The organism is Pantoea phytostimulans (genome assembly GCF_046118715.1).
Lineage (GTDB): Bacteria > Pseudomonadota > Gammaproteobacteria > Enterobacterales > Enterobacteriaceae > Pantoea > Pantoea phytostimulans.
Genome location: NZ_CP173698.1, coordinates 3,746,328 through 3,762,764, shown reverse-complemented (window position 1 = coordinate 3,762,764; position 16,437 = coordinate 3,746,328). Strand labels below are relative to the sequence as shown.

The window sequence follows — 16,437 nt, the reverse complement described above, 5'->3', positions numbered from 1 at the left end:
CTAACCCCGCTCCACTCGGTTTAATGGGGGTTCGGCATGACCGCCTTTCTGCTCAATATTAATAATGATCTGCCAGATGCAAAACGCGGAGCCAGGCTCCGCGTTTTTATTTTTAAAGCTGCTGCTCGTGATTAAGGCTGCTGCGCAACGGCCTCATGCACCGCATTTTCGTGGCTAATATCACTTCGCAACCAAATTCCCGTCACTAACCCAACCAGCGCTAATGCCAGCACATACCATGAAGGTGCCATCGATGAGACATTCATCAACAAGGTAACAAAAATCGGCGTTAAGCCACCGAAAATTGCGTAGGCGACATTATAAGAGAAGGAGATTCCACTAAAGCGCACCTCGGCTGGAAAAGCGCGCACCATCACAAAAGGCACCACGCCGACAACGCCAACGCTCAGGCCTGCTAACCCGTACAGCAGGAAAAGCTGCTGCGGATACAACGGCGTAAAGTGGTAGAACGCCCAACTGCACGCCGCCAGTAATACACTGCCTGTGATCAACGCTTTACTTGCACCAAAACGGTCTGCCGCTACGCCGGCAACGATGCAGCCTATACAAAGCATAATGGTTGCAAAACTATTGGCCTGTAAGGTTAACGCAGGCGCAAGGCCATGCTGCTTCTGCAACCAGACCGGCGACATCAGAATCACTACCACAATGCATGCTGAGAGCAGCCAGGTCAGCAGCATAGAAATGATCACTGACTTTTTATGGTTCACCACCACCGCTTTCAAAGGCAGTTCATCCGCCAGCGCTTTACGCTTTTGCATGGCAATAAAAACGGGTGTCTCATGCAGCCAACGGCGCAAATACATCGCAGCTAAACCAAACACACCGCCGATAAAAAACGGTAAACGCCAGCCACCTTCGCGAATGGCTTGCGGTGTCATTGACGTATTTATTAGCGTTGCGACCACCGAACCCAACAGAATGCCCACGGTTAGCCCAGCGGTTAACGTGCCGCAGGCAATACCAATTCGCTTGTAAGGCACGTGCTCGGCGACAAATACCCAAGCGCCCGGCACTTCCCCACCAATTGCAGCACCTTGCAACATGCGCATCAACAGCATTAATAAAGGTGCCGCAATCCCGATAGTTTGGTAAGTCGGCAGTGCGCCCATTGCTAGCGTGGGCAGCGCCATCAATAAAATGCTTAGGCTGAACATCTTTTTGCGGCCCACTTTGTCGCCGAAGTGCGCCATGATAATCCCGCCTAGCGGGCGCGCCAGATAACCTGCCGCGAAAATGGCAAAAGTTTGTAGCTGGCGCAGCCATTCAGGAATATCAGGTGGGAAAAAGAGTTCGCCAATCACCGCAGCGAAAAAAACAAAAATGATGAAGTCGTAAAATTCTAAAGCACCGCCGAGGGCAGCGAGTGAAAGGGTTTTATAATCCTGGCCGTTCAGGCGTTGAGTCTGATTCGATTCCATAACATTCCAGAGGCAAAAGAGAAACGGTTGTAAAGCTGAGCTTACTATACCGTCAATCTTTCACCACACCAGCCAGGCTATAGCTTATGCCTGAAAATCGGAATATTTAGTTATTTATCTCACGTATCGCGCTTTTGGGGCGAAAAGCTGCTACGACTTGCGTATGCGTTTCAACGTAGGGCCCTTCCAATAACTGTAAACAATAAGGTACAGAAGCGAAAATCCCCGCAACGCTAACGTTACCCTGCTCATCTTTCAGGCCTTCCAGCGTCTCTTTAATCGATTTGGGCTGACCTGGAAGATTAAGGATTAAAGACTGCTTGCGGATCACGCCGACCTGTCGCGATAAAATGGCAGTCGGCACGAATTGCAGGCTGATTTGACGCATCTGCTCACCAAAACCGGGCATTTCACGATCGGCAACGGCCAGGGTGGCGTCGGGTGTCACATCGCGACGCGCCGGACCGGTTCCGCCTGTGGTTAACACCAAATGGCAAAAGCGTTCATCCACCAGCTCGCAAATCGCCTGTTCAATCATCGGCTGCTCATCCGGCACTAAACGGGTTTCAATCTCAAACGGCGTGCTAATCGCACTGCTCAGCCAACTTTCGAGTGCGGGGATCCCTTGATCCTGATAAATGCCGTTAGCGGCGCGATCGGAAACGGAGATTAACCCAATGCGTAATGTATTCATCGTTTTGGTTCGCTGTGATTTACCGCGTTGCGGTGGAGTAGAAAGGGGGAACAGAGAGAGGATAATACAAAGCGAAAGGTGCGGAAAAGAGAAAACCGTGACGACATCTGCCGCCACGGTGCAAGATTACAGCAGTTCTGCCAGCATCTTCTCAAGTTTGCCTTGGTCAACAGCAAAGTTGCGGATGCCTTCCGCCAGTTTTGCCACCGCCATTGGATCCTGATTGTGCTGCCACAGGAACTCAGATTCAGTCATTTTAGCAGGACGCGCTTTCACATCGCCGCTGTAGCTGAGCTTACGTTCAAGAGTGCCTTCGCTTTCAGCCAGTTCTTTCAGCAGCGCAGGAGAGATGGTCAGTCGATCACAACCTGCCAGTTCAACGATTTCGCCAACGTTACGGAAGCTTGCGCCCATCACCACGGTTTCATAACCGTGCTGCTTGTAGTAGCTGTAGATTTCAGACACGGAAACCACGCCTGGATCTTCATGAGGTGCGTACTCTTTCTTGTCGGTATTCGCTTTGTACCAGTCAAGAATACGACCCACGAAAGGGGAAATCAGGAACACGCCAGCTTCTGCACATGCACGCGCCTGTGCGAAGGAGAACAGCAGCGTGAGGTTACAGTTGATGCCTTCTTTTTCCAGCTGCTCCGCTGCGCGGATGCCCTGCCAGGTTGAAGCCAGTTTGATCAGGATACGATCGTTGCTGATGCCCGCATCGTTATAGAGTTTGATCAGGCTACGCGCCTTAGCGATGCTGCCTTCGGTGTCGTAAGAAAGGCGAGCATCAACTTCAGTTGAAATACGGCCTGGAACCAGTTTCAGAATCTCTAAACCAATGTTGACGGCCAGCTTGTCAGAAACCAACTGCAGCTGCTCTTCTTTGTTGCTGCTCTGCTCACGTGCCCAGCTAATCGCTTCATCGATCAGTTTGCGGTATTCAGGAATTTGCGCGGCGTTGAGAATCAAAGAAGGGTTGGTGGTAGCGTCTTGTGGCTGGTACAGCTTCATGGCTGCGATATCACCGGTGTCAGCAACCACAGTGGTCAGCTGACGCAAGGAGGTAAGTTTGTCCGTCATGTTCTTTTCTCTTAGTTAACTGTCAGGGTGAAAAAAGGCTGTTGCGATAATATCACGCAGCAACAGCGGTGCAAGGTCGAGAAATGCCGTTTACGATAGCGCTAACAAATAGCTGTGATTTGCCGATCTTTGCGGCTTTTTTGTTACACTGCGAGGCTAAATAATCAGCCAATGCCCTGTAAAAATAGGGGTTATATGAGGAAGCGAACATGTTGATGGTGATCTCTCCCGCCAAGACGCTGGACTATGAAAGCCCGCTGGCGACCACGCGCTATACCCAACCTGCGCTGTTAGAAAAGTCACAACAGCTCATTGAGGTAGCGCGCGATCTGTCACCTGCACAAATCGCTTCGTTAATGGGCATCAGCGATAAGCTGGCTCACCTCAACGCCGATCGTTTTAACAGCTGGCAGCCTGAATTCACGCCTGATAATGCGCGTCAGGCGATTCTGGCCTTTAAAGGCGATGTCTACACAGGCTTGCAGGCTGAAACCTTTAGCGACAACGATTTTGACTTTGCCCAACGGCATCTGCGGATGTTGTCTGGCTTATATGGCGTGTTGCGCCCACTGGATTTAATGCAGCCTTATCGGCTGGAAATGGGTATCAAATTCGCCAGTCCGGCAGGCAAAGATCTTTACAGCTTCTGGGGCGAGCTGCTGACAGACACACTCAATGACGCTTTGGCTGAGCAAGGCGATGATGTGTTGATTAATTTGGCATCGGATGAATACTTCAAAGCGATTAAGCCGAAGAAATTGCAGGCGCAGTTAATCAAACCGGTGTTTTTAGATGAGAAGAACGGCAAGTATAAAGTGATCAGCTTCTACGCCAAAAAAGCACGCGGATTAATGAGTCGCTATATCATTCAAAATCAGCTGCAAAAACCGGAGCAGTTGAAGGCGTTTGATGTGGACGGTTATGCGTTTGATGCGGCCAGCAGCAATGACAGCGAGTGGGTATTTAAGCGCTCAGAGCAGGTTTAATTAACTCGATATAAAGAAAAAGGGACGATGATCGTCCCTTTTTTTGTGCTTACGCTTTCAGCAAGAAAGCGCGCAGCGGGGTAAAATCGGCTTTCATCGTATGTGATAGCAGCGGCAGTTCAGCGCGCTCGGCTAATTCAGCCGGCAATGCCAGTTTCTGATCCAGAATCGCTTCCACGCTCTCAATAAATTTCGCCGGATGCGCCGTCCCGAGGAACAGGCCATATTCGCCTTCCTGCAACTGATCGCGCAGCAAGCGCCAGGCAATTGCCGCGTGTGGCTCTGAAATATAACCTATGCCCGCCAGCTCACGCATGGCAGCTTTAGTGGTGTCATCAGTTACCGCGCCATACGCCAGATCGGTCAAGCGCCAGGTTTTACGACGGAATAACTCTTCTACGCGCGGCCAGTTATTGGGCTGGCTCACATCCATCGCGTTCGACAACGTTGCTACAGTAACATTTGGCTGCCATGCGCCGTTGCCCAAGAATCGCGGCACGGTATCGTTAGCATTGGTGGCGGCAATGAATCGTTTGATCGGTAAACCCAGCGATTTTGCCAGCAAACCGGCGGTTAAATCGCCGAAGTTACCGCTTGGCACGGACACCACCAGTTGATTACGTTTCTCCTGCGGAAGCTGTGCCACTGCTTCAAAGTAGTAGCAAATCTGCGCCAGCAAGCGGCTGATATTGATGGAGTTGGCGGAGTTCAGGCCAATGGCCTTTTTCAGCTCTTCATCATCGAACGCCTGTTTCACCAGCGTTTGGCATGCATCAAAATCGCCGTCAATAGCGATGGTTTCGATGTTGCCACCCAGCGTACAGAACAGTTTTTCCTGCAATGGACTGATCTTGCCTTGCGGATAGAGGATCACGACGCGCACGTTTTTCATGCCATAAAATGCGTGCGCGACCGCCGCGCCAGTATCGCCTGACGTCGCAGTTAAAATCGTGATTTGCTCATCGCTGCCGCTGAAATAGGAGAGCATTTGCGCCATGAAGCGACCGCCGAAATCTTTAAATGCCAGCGTCGGGCCGTGGAACAGTTCCAGACAAGCGACATCATCACTGACCTGCTTAACCGGTGCAGGGAAAGCAAAGGCCGCTTTAACACGTTCAGCCAACTGCTGCGCTGGGATTTCGTCGCCGATATAAGCAGAAAGAATCTTGCTGCTGCGGCTAACAAAATCCATTTCCAGCATGGCGTCGATGTCAGTCAGTTCAAACTCAGGCAGCTCCAGCGGAAAAAACAGCCCTTGCTGCGAACCCAGACCTTGTTTCACCGCCTGGGCGAAGCTGACCTGCTCGTTGTGATCCTTAAGATTATAGAGTTTCATGCGTTATCCCAATTTACGTGCGCCAGCCGTATCCAGGCGGCAGATATGGACGAAGCCTTCATCATTTTGCAGATAGTGCTGGCTCAACCAGTCAGCCATCCGCTGGGCCGTTTCCATTTGATTGCAAACGGCGAAAAGTGTTGGACCTGAGCCGGAAATTCCGCAAGCCAGTGCACCGATATCCTGCGCAGCCTGACGCGCTTCGGCAAAGCCTGGTAACAGTTTGGTGCGGTACGGTTCCGCAATCACGTCCTGCATAAGTTTAGCTGCCAGCAACGGCTGACGCGTATGGCAGGCGTGAATGAATCCCGCGAGCAAGCGACCATGCTTGATGCAATCCTGCTTACGGTATTGTGCGGGCAGAATAGCGCGCGCTTCGGCGGTAGAAACTTTGATGCCCGGATACGCCATCACCCAGAGCCAGTCATCAAAACCCGGCACTTCCTGACTGATAATACCGTTCTCTTCCAGCATCAGCTGGATACCACCAAGGAAGCATGGCGCAACGTTATCGTAATGTACGCTGCCTGAAATGCGGCCTTCAAGCTCGCCCATCAGCGTCAGCAGTTCTGTATCGCTGAGCGGTTTGCCGCAAAACTCGTTCATTGCCATCAAACCCGCAACCACAGAACAGGCGCTGGAACCGAGGCCGGAGCCAATCGGCATGTTCTTTTCCAGCGTCATCGCTACCGGCACGGTTTGGCCAATCGCTTCGCAAAAGCGCTGCCAGCATTGATATACGATGTTCTCTTTGGGATCGTCCGGCAATTTGCTGACGAAGCGGCCTGAGTTGGTCAGACTAAACGTGTCTGCGGCTTCGACTGAGACGCAATCGCCCAGTAACGAACCATCCACCGGCGAGACCGCAGCGCCCAGCACATCAAAGCCGACGCTAACGTTACCAATTGAGGCCGGTGCATAAATTTTTACCATTATTAAACTCCCAACTTCCATGACAGCGTACGCAACAAATCGGCAAATACACCGGCCGCAGTTACGTCATTTCCGGCACCGTATCCGCGCAGCACTAACGGAATCGGTTGATAGTAGCGGCTGTAAAACGCCAGCGCGTTTTCGCCATTTTTCACTTTATAGAGCGGATCGTTGCCATCTACGGCATCAATTTTCACTTTGCAACTGCCGCCCTCTTCAATCGCACCAACGAAGCGTAAGACTTTACCCTCATCTCGCGCTTTGGCTACGCGGGCAGCAAAGGCGTTATCCAGTTCCGGCAGACGCTGCATAAACTGTTCAACATCTTTGATTTCAAGCAGGCTTTCCGGCAACAACGGTTCGATCTCAATATCACTTAGCTCAAGCTGGTATCCCGCTTCACGCGCCAGAATCAGTAACTTACGCGCTACGTCGGTGCCAGAGAGATCGTCACGCGGATCCGGCTCGGTGAAGCCCATTTCGCGCGCCATGTGAGTGGCTTGCGACAGCGACACGCCTTCGTCCAGCTTACCGAAAATAAATGAAAGCGAACCTGAGAGAATACCGGAGAACTTGATTAATTCATCACCCGCGTTCAGTAGGTTTTGCAGGTTTTCAATCACCGGCAAGCCTGCGCCCACATTGGTGTCATAGAGGAATTTGCGACGCGATTTCGCTGCCGCCGTACGCATCTGCTGGTAGTAGTTCCACGACGAGGTATTGGCCTTTTTGTTCGGCGTCACCACGTGAAAACCGTCGGCAAGGAAATCGGCATACTGATCGGCAACCGCCTGGCTTGACGTACAGTCAACGATGACGGGATTCAGCAAGTGATACTCTTTCACTAAACGAATCAAACGGCCCAAATTGAACGGCTCTTTGGCTTCGTTCATTTCGGCTTTCCAGTTGCTTAAATCGATGCCGTGCACGTTAGTCAGCAATGCACGTGAATTGGCGATGCCGCAAACGCGTAAATCGATATGCTTCTTCTTAAGCCAGGCCTGCTGACGATGCAGCTGATCCAACAGCGCACCACCTACCCCGCCAACGCCAACCACGAAAACTTCAATAACCTGATCGGTGGCAAACAGCATTTGATGCACGACGCGCACGCCGGTGGTCGCTTCATCGTTATTCACGACTACTGAAATCGAACGCTCTGAAGAGCCCTGCGCAATCGCTACGATATTGATATTGGCACGCGCCAACGCTGAGAAGAACTTGGCGGAGATACCGCGCAGCGTGCGCATACCATCGCCCACTACCGAAATCACCGCCAGATTTTCGAGTACATCCAGCGGATCAAGCAGGCCATCTTTCAGCTCAAGATAGAATTCCTCTTCCAGCACGCGACGCGCGCGTGCCTGCTCGCTCTGCGGTACGCAGAAGCTGATGCTGTATTCAGAAGAAGATTGCGTGATCAACACCACCGAAATACCGGTGCGGGACATTGCGGCAAAGACGCGTGCAGCCATGCCGATCATGCCTTTCATGCCCGGGCCGGAAACGTTGAACATCGCCATATTGTTCAGATTGGTGATGCCTTTGACCGGACTTTCATCCTGATCGCCTTCGCCACCAATCAAGGTGCCGGGCGCTTGCGGGTTGGCGGTGTTTTTGATCAGGCAGGGAATTTGGAACTGGGCAATCGGGGCGATGGTGCGCGGGTGAAGCACTTTGGCCCCGAAATAGGAAAGCTCCATCGCTTCCTGATAAGACATCGATTTCAGCAGGCGAGCATCTGGCACCTGGCGCGGATCACAGGTATAGACGCCGTCAACGTCAGTCCAGATTTCACAGCAGTCGGCACGCAGGCAAGCGGCCAATACCGCAGCAGAATAATCGGAACCGTTGCGGCCCAGCACTACCAGCTCACCGCGCTCGTTACCGGCAGTGAAACCCGCCATCAAAATCATATTCTCTGCTGGGATTTTACTGGCTTCAATACGACGCGTGGACTCAGTGATATCCACGGTGGATTCAAGATAATGTCCAACAGCCAATAACTTCTCGACCGGATCGATGACGCTAACGCCATGACCGCGTGCTAGCAGCAGCGCTTCCATGATAGCGATAGAGAGTTTTTCACCGCGGCAAATAATGGCGGCGTTAACGCTATCTGGGCATTGTCCCAGCAAGCTGATGCCGTGCAGCACCTGCTTCAGCTGAGCAAATTCTAAATCAACGCGAGTTTTCTGACGGTCATAATCAAAACCCGGCTGCGCATCGGCTAAGCCACGCAGCAGGTCAGCAAAAATACGTTCGGCATCACTGATATTCGGTAAAGCATCCTGACCGCTGATGGTTTTCTCAATCATCGCCACCAAGTGATTGGTGATTTTGGCCGGGGCCGAGAGCACGGTTGCAACTTGTCCCTGCTGCGCATTGCTTTCCAAAATGTCGGCTACGCGAAGAAAACGTTCCGCATTTGCCACCGAAGTCCCGCCGAATTTCAGCACTCGCATGATATTCACTCTCCTGAATTTGAGCCGAAAAAAAAGCCCGCACTGGTTAGGTGCGGGCTTTTTTCTATTTTATCCTGTATGCGTCAGCCCGCACCGTTACCTGTAGTAATGGTGGTGGTAATAATTGTGGTAATCAGGCTGAAGTTACGCATTTAGATTTATTTTCTGTCTGTCTTTGGTTGTCCGTCTGCCTTCCAGAAGTAAAGCAAAGGGCACTTTAAGTCAACGAATTTGTCGATTGTGTAAATTCTCAACGCTGCGCACAGTTTCGTCATCTTCTAAGAATCCAGAGTGGATCTTTTGCACTGGCGAATTCTGCTACGATCTGCCGCTAAAAAATCATACTTTTCCGGACGATTTATCTATAAGTTTTTTTTCTATGTCATGCAGCAAACGATGCAGCATCGCACTGTCGCGTTGCTCCAGCACGCCGATACGTTGATCGATCCAGTCCGCGAGTTTTTCATCATTGCTAACGTCCAGCTGAACCAACAGATGCTGGAATCGCTGATGCAGCGCTTTCAATTGCTGGGCATCGGCTATTTGAGGGGCCGGTGCCGCAACCTGATTCAGCGCTGACAGCTGATAGCTATACACCATCACCGCCTGCCCTAGATTTAAGGAGGGATAGTCGTTCGCCATCGGGATTCCGGTCAGCAAGTCGACCAGATCCAGCTCTTCATTCGTCAACCCGTTGTCTTCACGGCCAAACACCAGCGCCATGCTTTTCACCCACTGTCGTTTTTCCAGCAGCTGCGTTTCAACCTGCGTTGGCGTGGCGTAATGGCGGAATTTAGCACGGCTGCGGGCGGTGGTAGCGACTGAAAATTCGATGTCATGTAGCGCATCAGCGAGCGTGTCAAAGGTTTGCAGATTATCGAGTATCTCCCCGGCACCGTGAGCGACACGTCGGGCCGCTGGATCTTGCCACGCGTCGCTGGCAACGATTCGTAATTCACTAAATCCCATGGTTTTCATCGCACGTGCGGCAGCGCCAATATTTTCTGCCCGAGCGGGCGAAACCAGAATGAAAGGGAAACGCATGATTATTCCATCAGTTTATTAACATCGCGCCATATTGTAACACGCACGTTCATGACATCGCGGATCGATAAGAAACAGGAAAATGAAATGTTAACGATGTTAAAACCTATTAAAAAAAGCCACAGAGCAAGATTTCGCCACCAAGCGCGTTAAAACAGAAAGTAAAATAGAAAATCCTTTTATTTCAGCTTAGTGAAACATTAATTCCTGCACATTGCACTTTGTGTATCATGCAGTGAAATTGTAGCGAAAATGCTGCTTTTTGTGAGCTAAGCAGGCAATCTACGAGAAGTTTTTCACAAAAGTGTTAACGTGCTACACTTGCATTTGATATAAGTCAACGAAGCGTTGTTTTTATGCTTATCGGTTGTTGTTGGTGCTGTTAGGTTGCTGTTAATGCAGTTAGGATATGCGCCATCCCGGGGCATGCAAGTTTCATCCTGACTGGCTGAGCTAACACTGTTGTTGACGTTGATAGAGAGTTTATCAAAACATAATTTCGTACAACGGTTCAGCGCGGCACGCCGCTCTCCGTAAGGAGACCGAATAACCGCTGTACGCCCTGATTTCGATTTGTTGGCAAATTTTAGGTAGCGAAATATGCAGACCCCGCACATTCTTATCGTTGAAGACGAACTGGTCACGCGTAACACCCTCAAAAGTATTTTTGAGGCTGAAGGTTATGTGGTGTATGAAGCGACCGACGGTGCTGAGATGCATCAGGTTCTGACCGACAATGACGTCAATCTGGTGATCATGGACATCAACCTTCCCGGCAAAAACGGCTTGCTGTTAGCGCGTGAACTGCGTGAACAAGCCAACGTTGCGCTGATGTTTCTGACCGGTCGTGATAATGAAGTGGATAAAATCCTTGGTCTGGAAATCGGTGCCGATGATTACATCACCAAACCGTTTAATCCACGTGAGTTAACCATCCGCGCACGCAATCTACTGTCACGCACCATGAATTTGGCGCTGCCGAGTGAAGAGCGTCGTCAGGTGGAAGATTATAAATTCAATGGCTGGACGCTGGATATTAATAGCCGCTCGCTGATTAACCCGAACGGTGAACAATATAAGCTGCCACGCAGTGAGTTCCGCGCCATGCTGCACTTCTGTGAGAACCCGGGTAAAATTCAAACCCGTGCCGATCTCCTGAAGAAAATGACTGGCCGCGAGCTGAAGCCACACGATCGTACTGTTGATGTGACAATCCGCCGTATTCGTAAGCACTTTGAATCCACGCCGGATACGCCAGAAATCATCGCCACGATTCATGGCGAAGGTTATCGTTTCTGCGGCGATCTCGAAGACTAAATGAAAAAAACGCCCATTCGGGCGTTTTTTCTTTGCCTTAATGCCACGGCATAATCGGCACTGCGCTCAGCGCATTCTTTGGTGAACCATCCACCACTTTGTCTGAATAGGTTAAATAGACCAAAGCGTTGCGCTTTTTATCAAAGAAGCGTACAACCTGCAGCTTCTTGAAAATCAGTGAAGTGCGCTGGCGAAACACGACTTCACCCTGCGCTTTGCCTTGGACAATTTTATCACTGAGTTCAACAGCACCGATTTGCTGACAAGAAATGGCTGCATCTGATGTATCTTCCGCCAGACCTAATCCGCCCTTAATACCGCCGGTTTTTGCCCGGCTGATATAACAGGTTACATTTTTGACGTCTGGGTCATCAAAGGCTTCAACCACGATCTTATGATCGGGTCCGAACATCTTGAAAACCGTGTCTACTGAGCCAATCTCTTCGGCGAGTAAAGGGCTGGAAAAAGTCACCGTGGCGACTGCGGCGATGAGAAGGCGAGATATTGTCATGGAGTTACCATTGCAAACGTAATAGATGAGAATGTAATGTACTGGCAATTATCCACAAAGACCAAACCATAACGGGTCTAAACCCGCATTGATGTAGCACAATCATCCCAAATGAAACTGCCCACGCCCTTTGAGCAATTAGTGCTATTATTCGTCGACTGCGTTTAGCTGCGCCACCAGAAAGTATGAGGATGTTTTATGGACCAAGCCGGTATCATTCGCGATTTGCTTGTCTGGCTGGAGAGCCACCTGGATCAACCACTTTCACTGGATAATGTTGCCTTGAAAGCGGGTTATTCTAAGTGGCATTTACAACGGATGTTTAAAGACGTCACCGGGCACGCCATTGGCGCCTATATTCGCGCACGCCGCTTATCTAAGGCGGCGGTCGCCCTGCGCCTTACCAGCCGCCCAATCCTGGATATTGCTTTGCAATATCGCTTCGATTCACAGCAGACCTTTACCCGCGCGTTTAAAAAGCAGTTTAATCAAACACCTGCGTGGTATCGCCGTTCATCAGACTGGAATTCATACGGTATTCGTCCGCCGATTCGCCTTGATGACGATAAACAGCCAGAACCGAGTTTCGTCACTTTGCCTGAAACGGTACTGGTAGGGCAAACGCAGAATTACACCTGCACACTGGAACAAATTTCCAGCTATCGCGACGAAATGCGCATCCATTTTTGGAAGCAGTTCCTGCTGGAAACCGATACGGTGCCGCCGGTACTGTATGGCTTGCATCAGGTGCGCGCCAGCCACGATAAAGATGATGAGCAGGAAATTCTCTATACCACCGCCGTGCCAGCCGATAATGCCATCAACATGCATTCGGGCCAGAGCGTAATTCTGGAGGCAGGTGATTACGTCCAGTTCACCTACACCGGACCGCGCGTTGAACTGCAAGAATTTATTCTGCTGCTGTATGGAACCTGCATGCCAACGCTGGGCCTGACGCGTCGCCAGGGTCAGGATATCGAGCGCTTCTTCACCCACGGTGGCAAAAAGCGCAGCGAGCCGCCAACAGAAATTCGTTGCGAATATCTGATTCCTATCCGCCCTCAACAGGCGAGCTAAACAAAAATGCCGTCCTCGCGACGGCATTTTTTATCAACGTTGCTCTTAGCGCTGCAACTCGTCGAGTGCAGGGGCATCCAGATGTGAAATATCCCCCGCCGTTTCAACCACCCAACCTTTGGCCAGCCATGCGCTTTGCTGATGATCGACGCGTGAAATTGAACAGTTACGCAGACGCAGACGACGTTCGGCATAAGCAGGCAATCCGAGGATGGTGCTCACCAAGACACCCAACGCCATACCGTGGCTGACAATAAGTGGGCGGCTGCCTGCAGGCAGATCAAGACAGGTATTCAGCGCATCATGCATACGCTCCGCCATTTCCGTCATTGATTCGCCATCCGGGATACGGCCGCCTTCGGTGCCATTAACCAATCCAGCACGCCATGTTTCCTCTTCTGCCGTCAAACCGTCCAGTGGGCGCTTCTCCAGCACGCCCATGTTCAGCTCACGTAGACGTGGATCCAACGTAACGGCACAACCGCAGGCATCGGCAATGATCTCTGCGGTGCGACGCGTGCGGCCTAAGTCGCTGGAAATGATATGCGTGATGCCCCAATCTTTAACGCGCTCGCCCACTTGATGGGCTTGTTGTTCACCTTTTTCCGTCAGCGGACTGTCGGATTGACCTTGAATGCGTCGCTCCGCATTCCATACCGTTTCACCGTGACGAACAAGATAGACCTGTAACATGCTTAGTTTCCGTTATACTGCGACCAAAATTGCCTTAATCACTCAAGGGTTCAACCAATTATGTACCATGTTGTCGCAGCCACCATCAACCCAGCAAAAATTCGCGCGATTGCACAAGCGTTCAACGACGTTTTCGGCGAAGGATCCTGCCATATTGAAGGGGTCGAGGTCGATAGCGGCGTGGCGGCTCAGCCCTTAACCAATCTGGAAACGCGAACTGGCGCACGTCAGCGCGTGATGAATGCGCGTCAGGTCCGACCAGAAGCGAACTTTTGGGTAGCGATTGAAGCCGGCATTGAAGACGATTGCGCCTTCGCCTGGATGGTAGTGGAGAACCAAAAGCAGCGGGGGGAATCGCGTTCAGCCAGCTTTACCCTGCCGCCGGTGGTAATGGCAGGTTTACGTGAAGGACGTGAACTGGGCGAAGAGATGGCGCGATTAACTGGCGAAGAGAATATTAAACAAAAAGGTGGCGCAATTGGGGCTTTTACCCATGGTTTATTGAGCCGTTCAAGCGTTTATCATCAGGCTTTGATACTGGCGCTGTGCCCGTTTACTCACCCTTTGTATCAGCAGTAATCAGCCGCGCCTCCAGCCAGCGCTTTAGCTCTGGCGGCGCCTCTTTTAAGCTATTTGATCCGCGCGTAATGGTCGCAATGCCCACGCCAAGCTCATTCTTCAGCTCGCGTTGGCTCATTTCTCCCGTCATCAACTCTTCGATAATGCGCAAGCGCGTACCAAAGGCTTCGCGTTCATCTGGCGTCATCATCAACTGCATCAGCGGCAGCGCATGGCCATTAGCGAAAGCTTCTTGCATCAGATCGACAAAGCGCAGCCAATTATTGTCAGCAGAACCGGTGTGGGTCGAAGGGGCAAAAGATTGGGTCATGAAAGGGCTTCCGTACTCGCTAAAGAGTACGGAAGCTTAGCACAGCTAGTAACGGCGATTCCACTCACCATCCGAAAGGATCTTATCCGGCTGGCCCATAAAGTGACGATAGTACGCATCATAAGCCAACACGTTCTTCACATAGCCACGCGTTTCTGAGAACGGAATGGTTTCAATAAACGCGACCGCATCCAGATTTCCTGCGCTGGTTTTCTGCCAACTTCGCACACGGCCTGGGCCAGCATTATAGGCTGCTGAAGCAAAAATGCGGTTCTGCCCAAACTGCTGGAAAACATACTCCAGATACTGTGTACCAATCTGAATATTGGTTTGCGGATCCAGCAACTGGCTGTTATTCACGTAACCGGGAATGTTATACATCTTCACGGTATGGGTAGCCGTACCCGGCATAATTTGCATCAAACCGCTTGCGCCCACCGGTGAACGAGCTTTAGGGTTCCACGCACTTTCCTGACGAGAAATCGCCATCGCATAGCTTTGCGGAATGCCTTTATCGCGGGTGTATTGCTGATAAAGACTTTGCCATGCTAGTGGGAAACGCTCTTTTAAGCTGTCCCACATTTTCGCGGTGATGGTGGCTTGTACACTGAGATCCCACCAATCCTGCTCGTTGGCGTAGCGCGCCAGCATCTGTTGCTGCACGTGCGTTCTGCTCGCCACCAGATTCGCCCACTCGCTACGCGCCAGGTTATCCAGTCCCCAATACATCAGCTCACGCACGCGCGCCAACTCCGCGCCTTGCAGCGTGGTACTGTCGGGTTTCGGAGCGGCATCGACCTGCAACGGATAATCCACGCCTAAACGCTGCGCTGCGACCATCGGATAATAACCACGTTGCTTCATCAGCTTACGCAGGATCTCTTCCGCCTCTTCTTTGCGGTTTTGTGAAAAGAGCAGGTCAGCTTGCCAATATTGCCACTCATCTTTCTCTTTGGCTTCCACCGGCAGGCGGGCAATCCAGGTGTTCAGGCTACGACGATTGTTTTCGCTTAAGGCCAGACGCACGCGACGTTCCACCAGCGCCGTTGATTCGCTGTTCATCACTACCGCATCACGCCAGCGCGCCTGCTCGGAGGTCAGATCGCTGCCCATCATGCGCCACACCACAATCTCTTTCAGCGCCTGTTCGTCGGCCGCTTCCATCTTTTGCGCACGCACTAAGATCGGAATCATGCTGCGGGCATTTTCCATGTCCTCACGCGCTACACGCGTAAAGGCGTAGATCGTGGCCTGGCGGGTAAAATCGGTTGGGCCGACTGCGCTGGCAAAGGTGGTGACCGAAAGCGGATCTTTCTGCAAAGCCAACACGGCATCGGCCATGGTTTGATAATCGGCAGGCAGCATTTTTGCCAGATAACTGACCAGGCTGTCATTGCCCGCTTTCATCGCGAGGCGAATACGCTCCAGAATAGTGATTGGCGAAAGCTGACCGGACGATTGCCATGCCGAGAAAAGCGCGTCGCAGTCATTAGGCAAGGCGGTACCGCGCAGCCAAATCGCTTTCGCGCCCTCAAAGGCGGCTTGCTGCTGCCCGGTTGCCCATTTGGCGTAATACCAGTTACAGCGCGCCTGTACCGGTTTGGGTTCAGTCGGGCTGAAGGTCAACACACCTTGCCAGTCTTGACGATGTGCCAGCACATTGACGAAGCGCGTGCTCAGCGATCTTGCGGGCGGCAAGGTAGGATATTTTTGAATGAAATTCTTTACCGCCAGGCTGGTCTCCTGATCGAGATCCTGCGCCAGCAAACGATATTCCAGATACGGATACAGAGGGTAATCCTGTAGCGTGGGCAACAGTTGATCCACCGTCGCCATCTGATTGCTGTCCCAGGCTTGCTTAATTTCTTGATAACGTTGCCGTTGTTGATCGAGCGAGTCAGCCCATACGCTGCTGGCCGTGCTGACCAGACAAATCCCTATCATCCAGTTACGCCACTTCTCCACGTAAA

The 16,437-nt window shown here is 51.6% G+C and carries 16 protein-coding genes and 1 other annotated feature; of the genes, 4 read left to right on the top strand and 12 right to left on the bottom strand.

Features of this window, described 5'->3' with window-relative positions; all coding sequences use genetic code 11:
- Window positions 1-131: 131 nt before the first annotated feature.
- The 3 genes from ACF2G4_RS17465 to tal form a co-directional block, all read right to left on the bottom strand.
- Window positions 132-1,442: an MFS transporter gene (locus ACF2G4_RS17465; protein WP_243078627.1), complete on the bottom strand. Its 1,311-nt coding sequence runs from the start codon at window positions 1,440-1,442 to the stop codon at window positions 132-134.
- A 106-nt stretch (window positions 1,443-1,548) separates the two neighbouring features.
- A complete protein-coding gene (mog, locus tag ACF2G4_RS17460; protein WP_215847673.1) occupies window positions 1,549-2,136 on the bottom strand; it encodes a molybdopterin adenylyltransferase in 588 nt (195 codons plus the stop codon).
- Between the two features lie 126 nt (window positions 2,137-2,262).
- A complete protein-coding gene (gene tal, locus ACF2G4_RS17455; RefSeq protein ID WP_215847674.1) occupies window positions 2,263-3,216 on the bottom strand; it encodes a transaldolase in 954 nt (317 codons plus the stop codon).
- A gap of 209 nt (window positions 3,217-3,425) precedes the next feature.
- Here tal and yaaA point away from each other — a divergent pair, with 209 nt between their 5' ends.
- On the top strand, window positions 3,426-4,202 hold the full coding sequence (gene yaaA / locus ACF2G4_RS17450) for a peroxide stress protein YaaA (protein ID WP_332625707.1): 777 nt from the start codon (window positions 3,426-3,428) through the stop codon (window positions 4,200-4,202).
- 49 nt (window positions 4,203-4,251) lie between these two features.
- Here the strand turns inward: yaaA and thrC are convergent, their stop codons facing one another.
- From thrC to ACF2G4_RS17425, 5 genes are all read right to left on the bottom strand, one after another.
- Window positions 4,252-5,538: a threonine synthase gene (gene thrC, locus ACF2G4_RS17445; protein WP_409075224.1), complete on the bottom strand. Its 1,287-nt coding sequence runs from the start codon at window positions 5,536-5,538 to the stop codon at window positions 4,252-4,254.
- A gap of 3 nt (window positions 5,539-5,541) precedes the next feature.
- The gene (gene thrB / locus ACF2G4_RS17440) at window positions 5,542-6,471 is read right to left on the bottom strand and encodes a homoserine kinase (protein ID WP_215847676.1); all 930 of its coding nucleotides are present in this window, start codon (window positions 6,469-6,471) and stop codon (window positions 5,542-5,544) included.
- 2 nt (window positions 6,472-6,473) lie between these two features.
- On the bottom strand, window positions 6,474-8,936 hold the full coding sequence (thrA, locus tag ACF2G4_RS17435; RefSeq protein WP_215847677.1) for a bifunctional aspartate kinase/homoserine dehydrogenase I: 2,463 nt from the start codon (window positions 8,934-8,936) through the stop codon (window positions 6,474-6,476).
- Window positions 8,937-8,962: 26 nt separating this feature from the next.
- Window positions 8,963-9,081 (bottom strand) — a sequence feature (Thr leader region).
- Window positions 9,020-9,088 (bottom strand): thr operon leader peptide, encoded by a 69-nt coding sequence (thrL, locus tag ACF2G4_RS17430; RefSeq protein ID WP_215848341.1) that lies wholly within the window; start codon window positions 9,086-9,088, stop codon window positions 9,020-9,022. (Overlaps the previous feature by 62 nt.)
- A 187-nt stretch (window positions 9,089-9,275) precedes the next feature.
- Window positions 9,276-9,980: a tRNA/rRNA methyltransferase gene (locus ACF2G4_RS17425; RefSeq protein WP_243078630.1), complete on the bottom strand. Its 705-nt coding sequence runs from the start codon at window positions 9,978-9,980 to the stop codon at window positions 9,276-9,278.
- A 600-nt stretch (window positions 9,981-10,580) separates the two neighbouring features.
- On the opposite strand from ACF2G4_RS17425, the gene arcA reads away from it, so the two are divergent.
- Entirely contained in the window at window positions 10,581-11,297 is a 717-nt protein-coding gene (gene arcA / locus ACF2G4_RS17420; protein ID WP_215847679.1) for a two-component system response regulator ArcA, read from the top strand.
- A 37-nt stretch (window positions 11,298-11,334) separates the two neighbouring features.
- Here the strand turns inward: arcA and creA are convergent, their stop codons facing one another.
- Window positions 11,335-11,808: a protein CreA gene (gene creA, locus ACF2G4_RS17415; protein WP_215847680.1), complete on the bottom strand. Its 474-nt coding sequence runs from the start codon at window positions 11,806-11,808 to the stop codon at window positions 11,335-11,337.
- A gap of 198 nt (window positions 11,809-12,006) precedes the next feature.
- Here creA and robA point away from each other — a divergent pair, with 198 nt between their 5' ends.
- Window positions 12,007-12,885, top strand: a complete 879-nt coding sequence (gene robA, locus ACF2G4_RS17410) for an MDR efflux pump AcrAB transcriptional activator RobA (protein ID WP_243078631.1) — start codon at window positions 12,007-12,009, stop codon at window positions 12,883-12,885.
- A gap of 45 nt (window positions 12,886-12,930) precedes the next feature.
- Here robA and gpmB read toward each other — a convergent pair whose 3' ends face one another.
- Complete coding sequence (gene gpmB / locus ACF2G4_RS17405) at window positions 12,931-13,578, bottom strand: 2,3-diphosphoglycerate-dependent phosphoglycerate mutase GpmB (protein WP_215847682.1); 648 nt, start codon at window positions 13,576-13,578, stop codon at window positions 12,931-12,933.
- A 60-nt stretch (window positions 13,579-13,638) separates the two neighbouring features.
- On the opposite strand from gpmB, the gene yjjX reads away from it, so the two are divergent.
- Window positions 13,639-14,157 (top strand): inosine/xanthosine triphosphatase, encoded by a 519-nt coding sequence (gene yjjX / locus ACF2G4_RS17400; protein WP_243078632.1) that lies wholly within the window; start codon window positions 13,639-13,641, stop codon window positions 14,155-14,157.
- Here yjjX and trpR read toward each other — a convergent pair.
- Window positions 14,132-14,467 (bottom strand): trp operon repressor, encoded by a 336-nt coding sequence (gene trpR, locus ACF2G4_RS17395; RefSeq protein WP_215847683.1) that lies wholly within the window; start codon window positions 14,465-14,467, stop codon window positions 14,132-14,134. The genes yjjX and trpR overlap by 26 nt on opposite strands.
- Before the next feature lie 45 nt (window positions 14,468-14,512).
- Complete coding sequence (gene sltY, locus ACF2G4_RS17390; protein WP_332625715.1) at window positions 14,513-16,432, bottom strand: murein transglycosylase; 1,920 nt, start codon at window positions 16,430-16,432, stop codon at window positions 14,513-14,515.
- Window positions 16,433-16,437 lie beyond the last annotated feature (5 nt).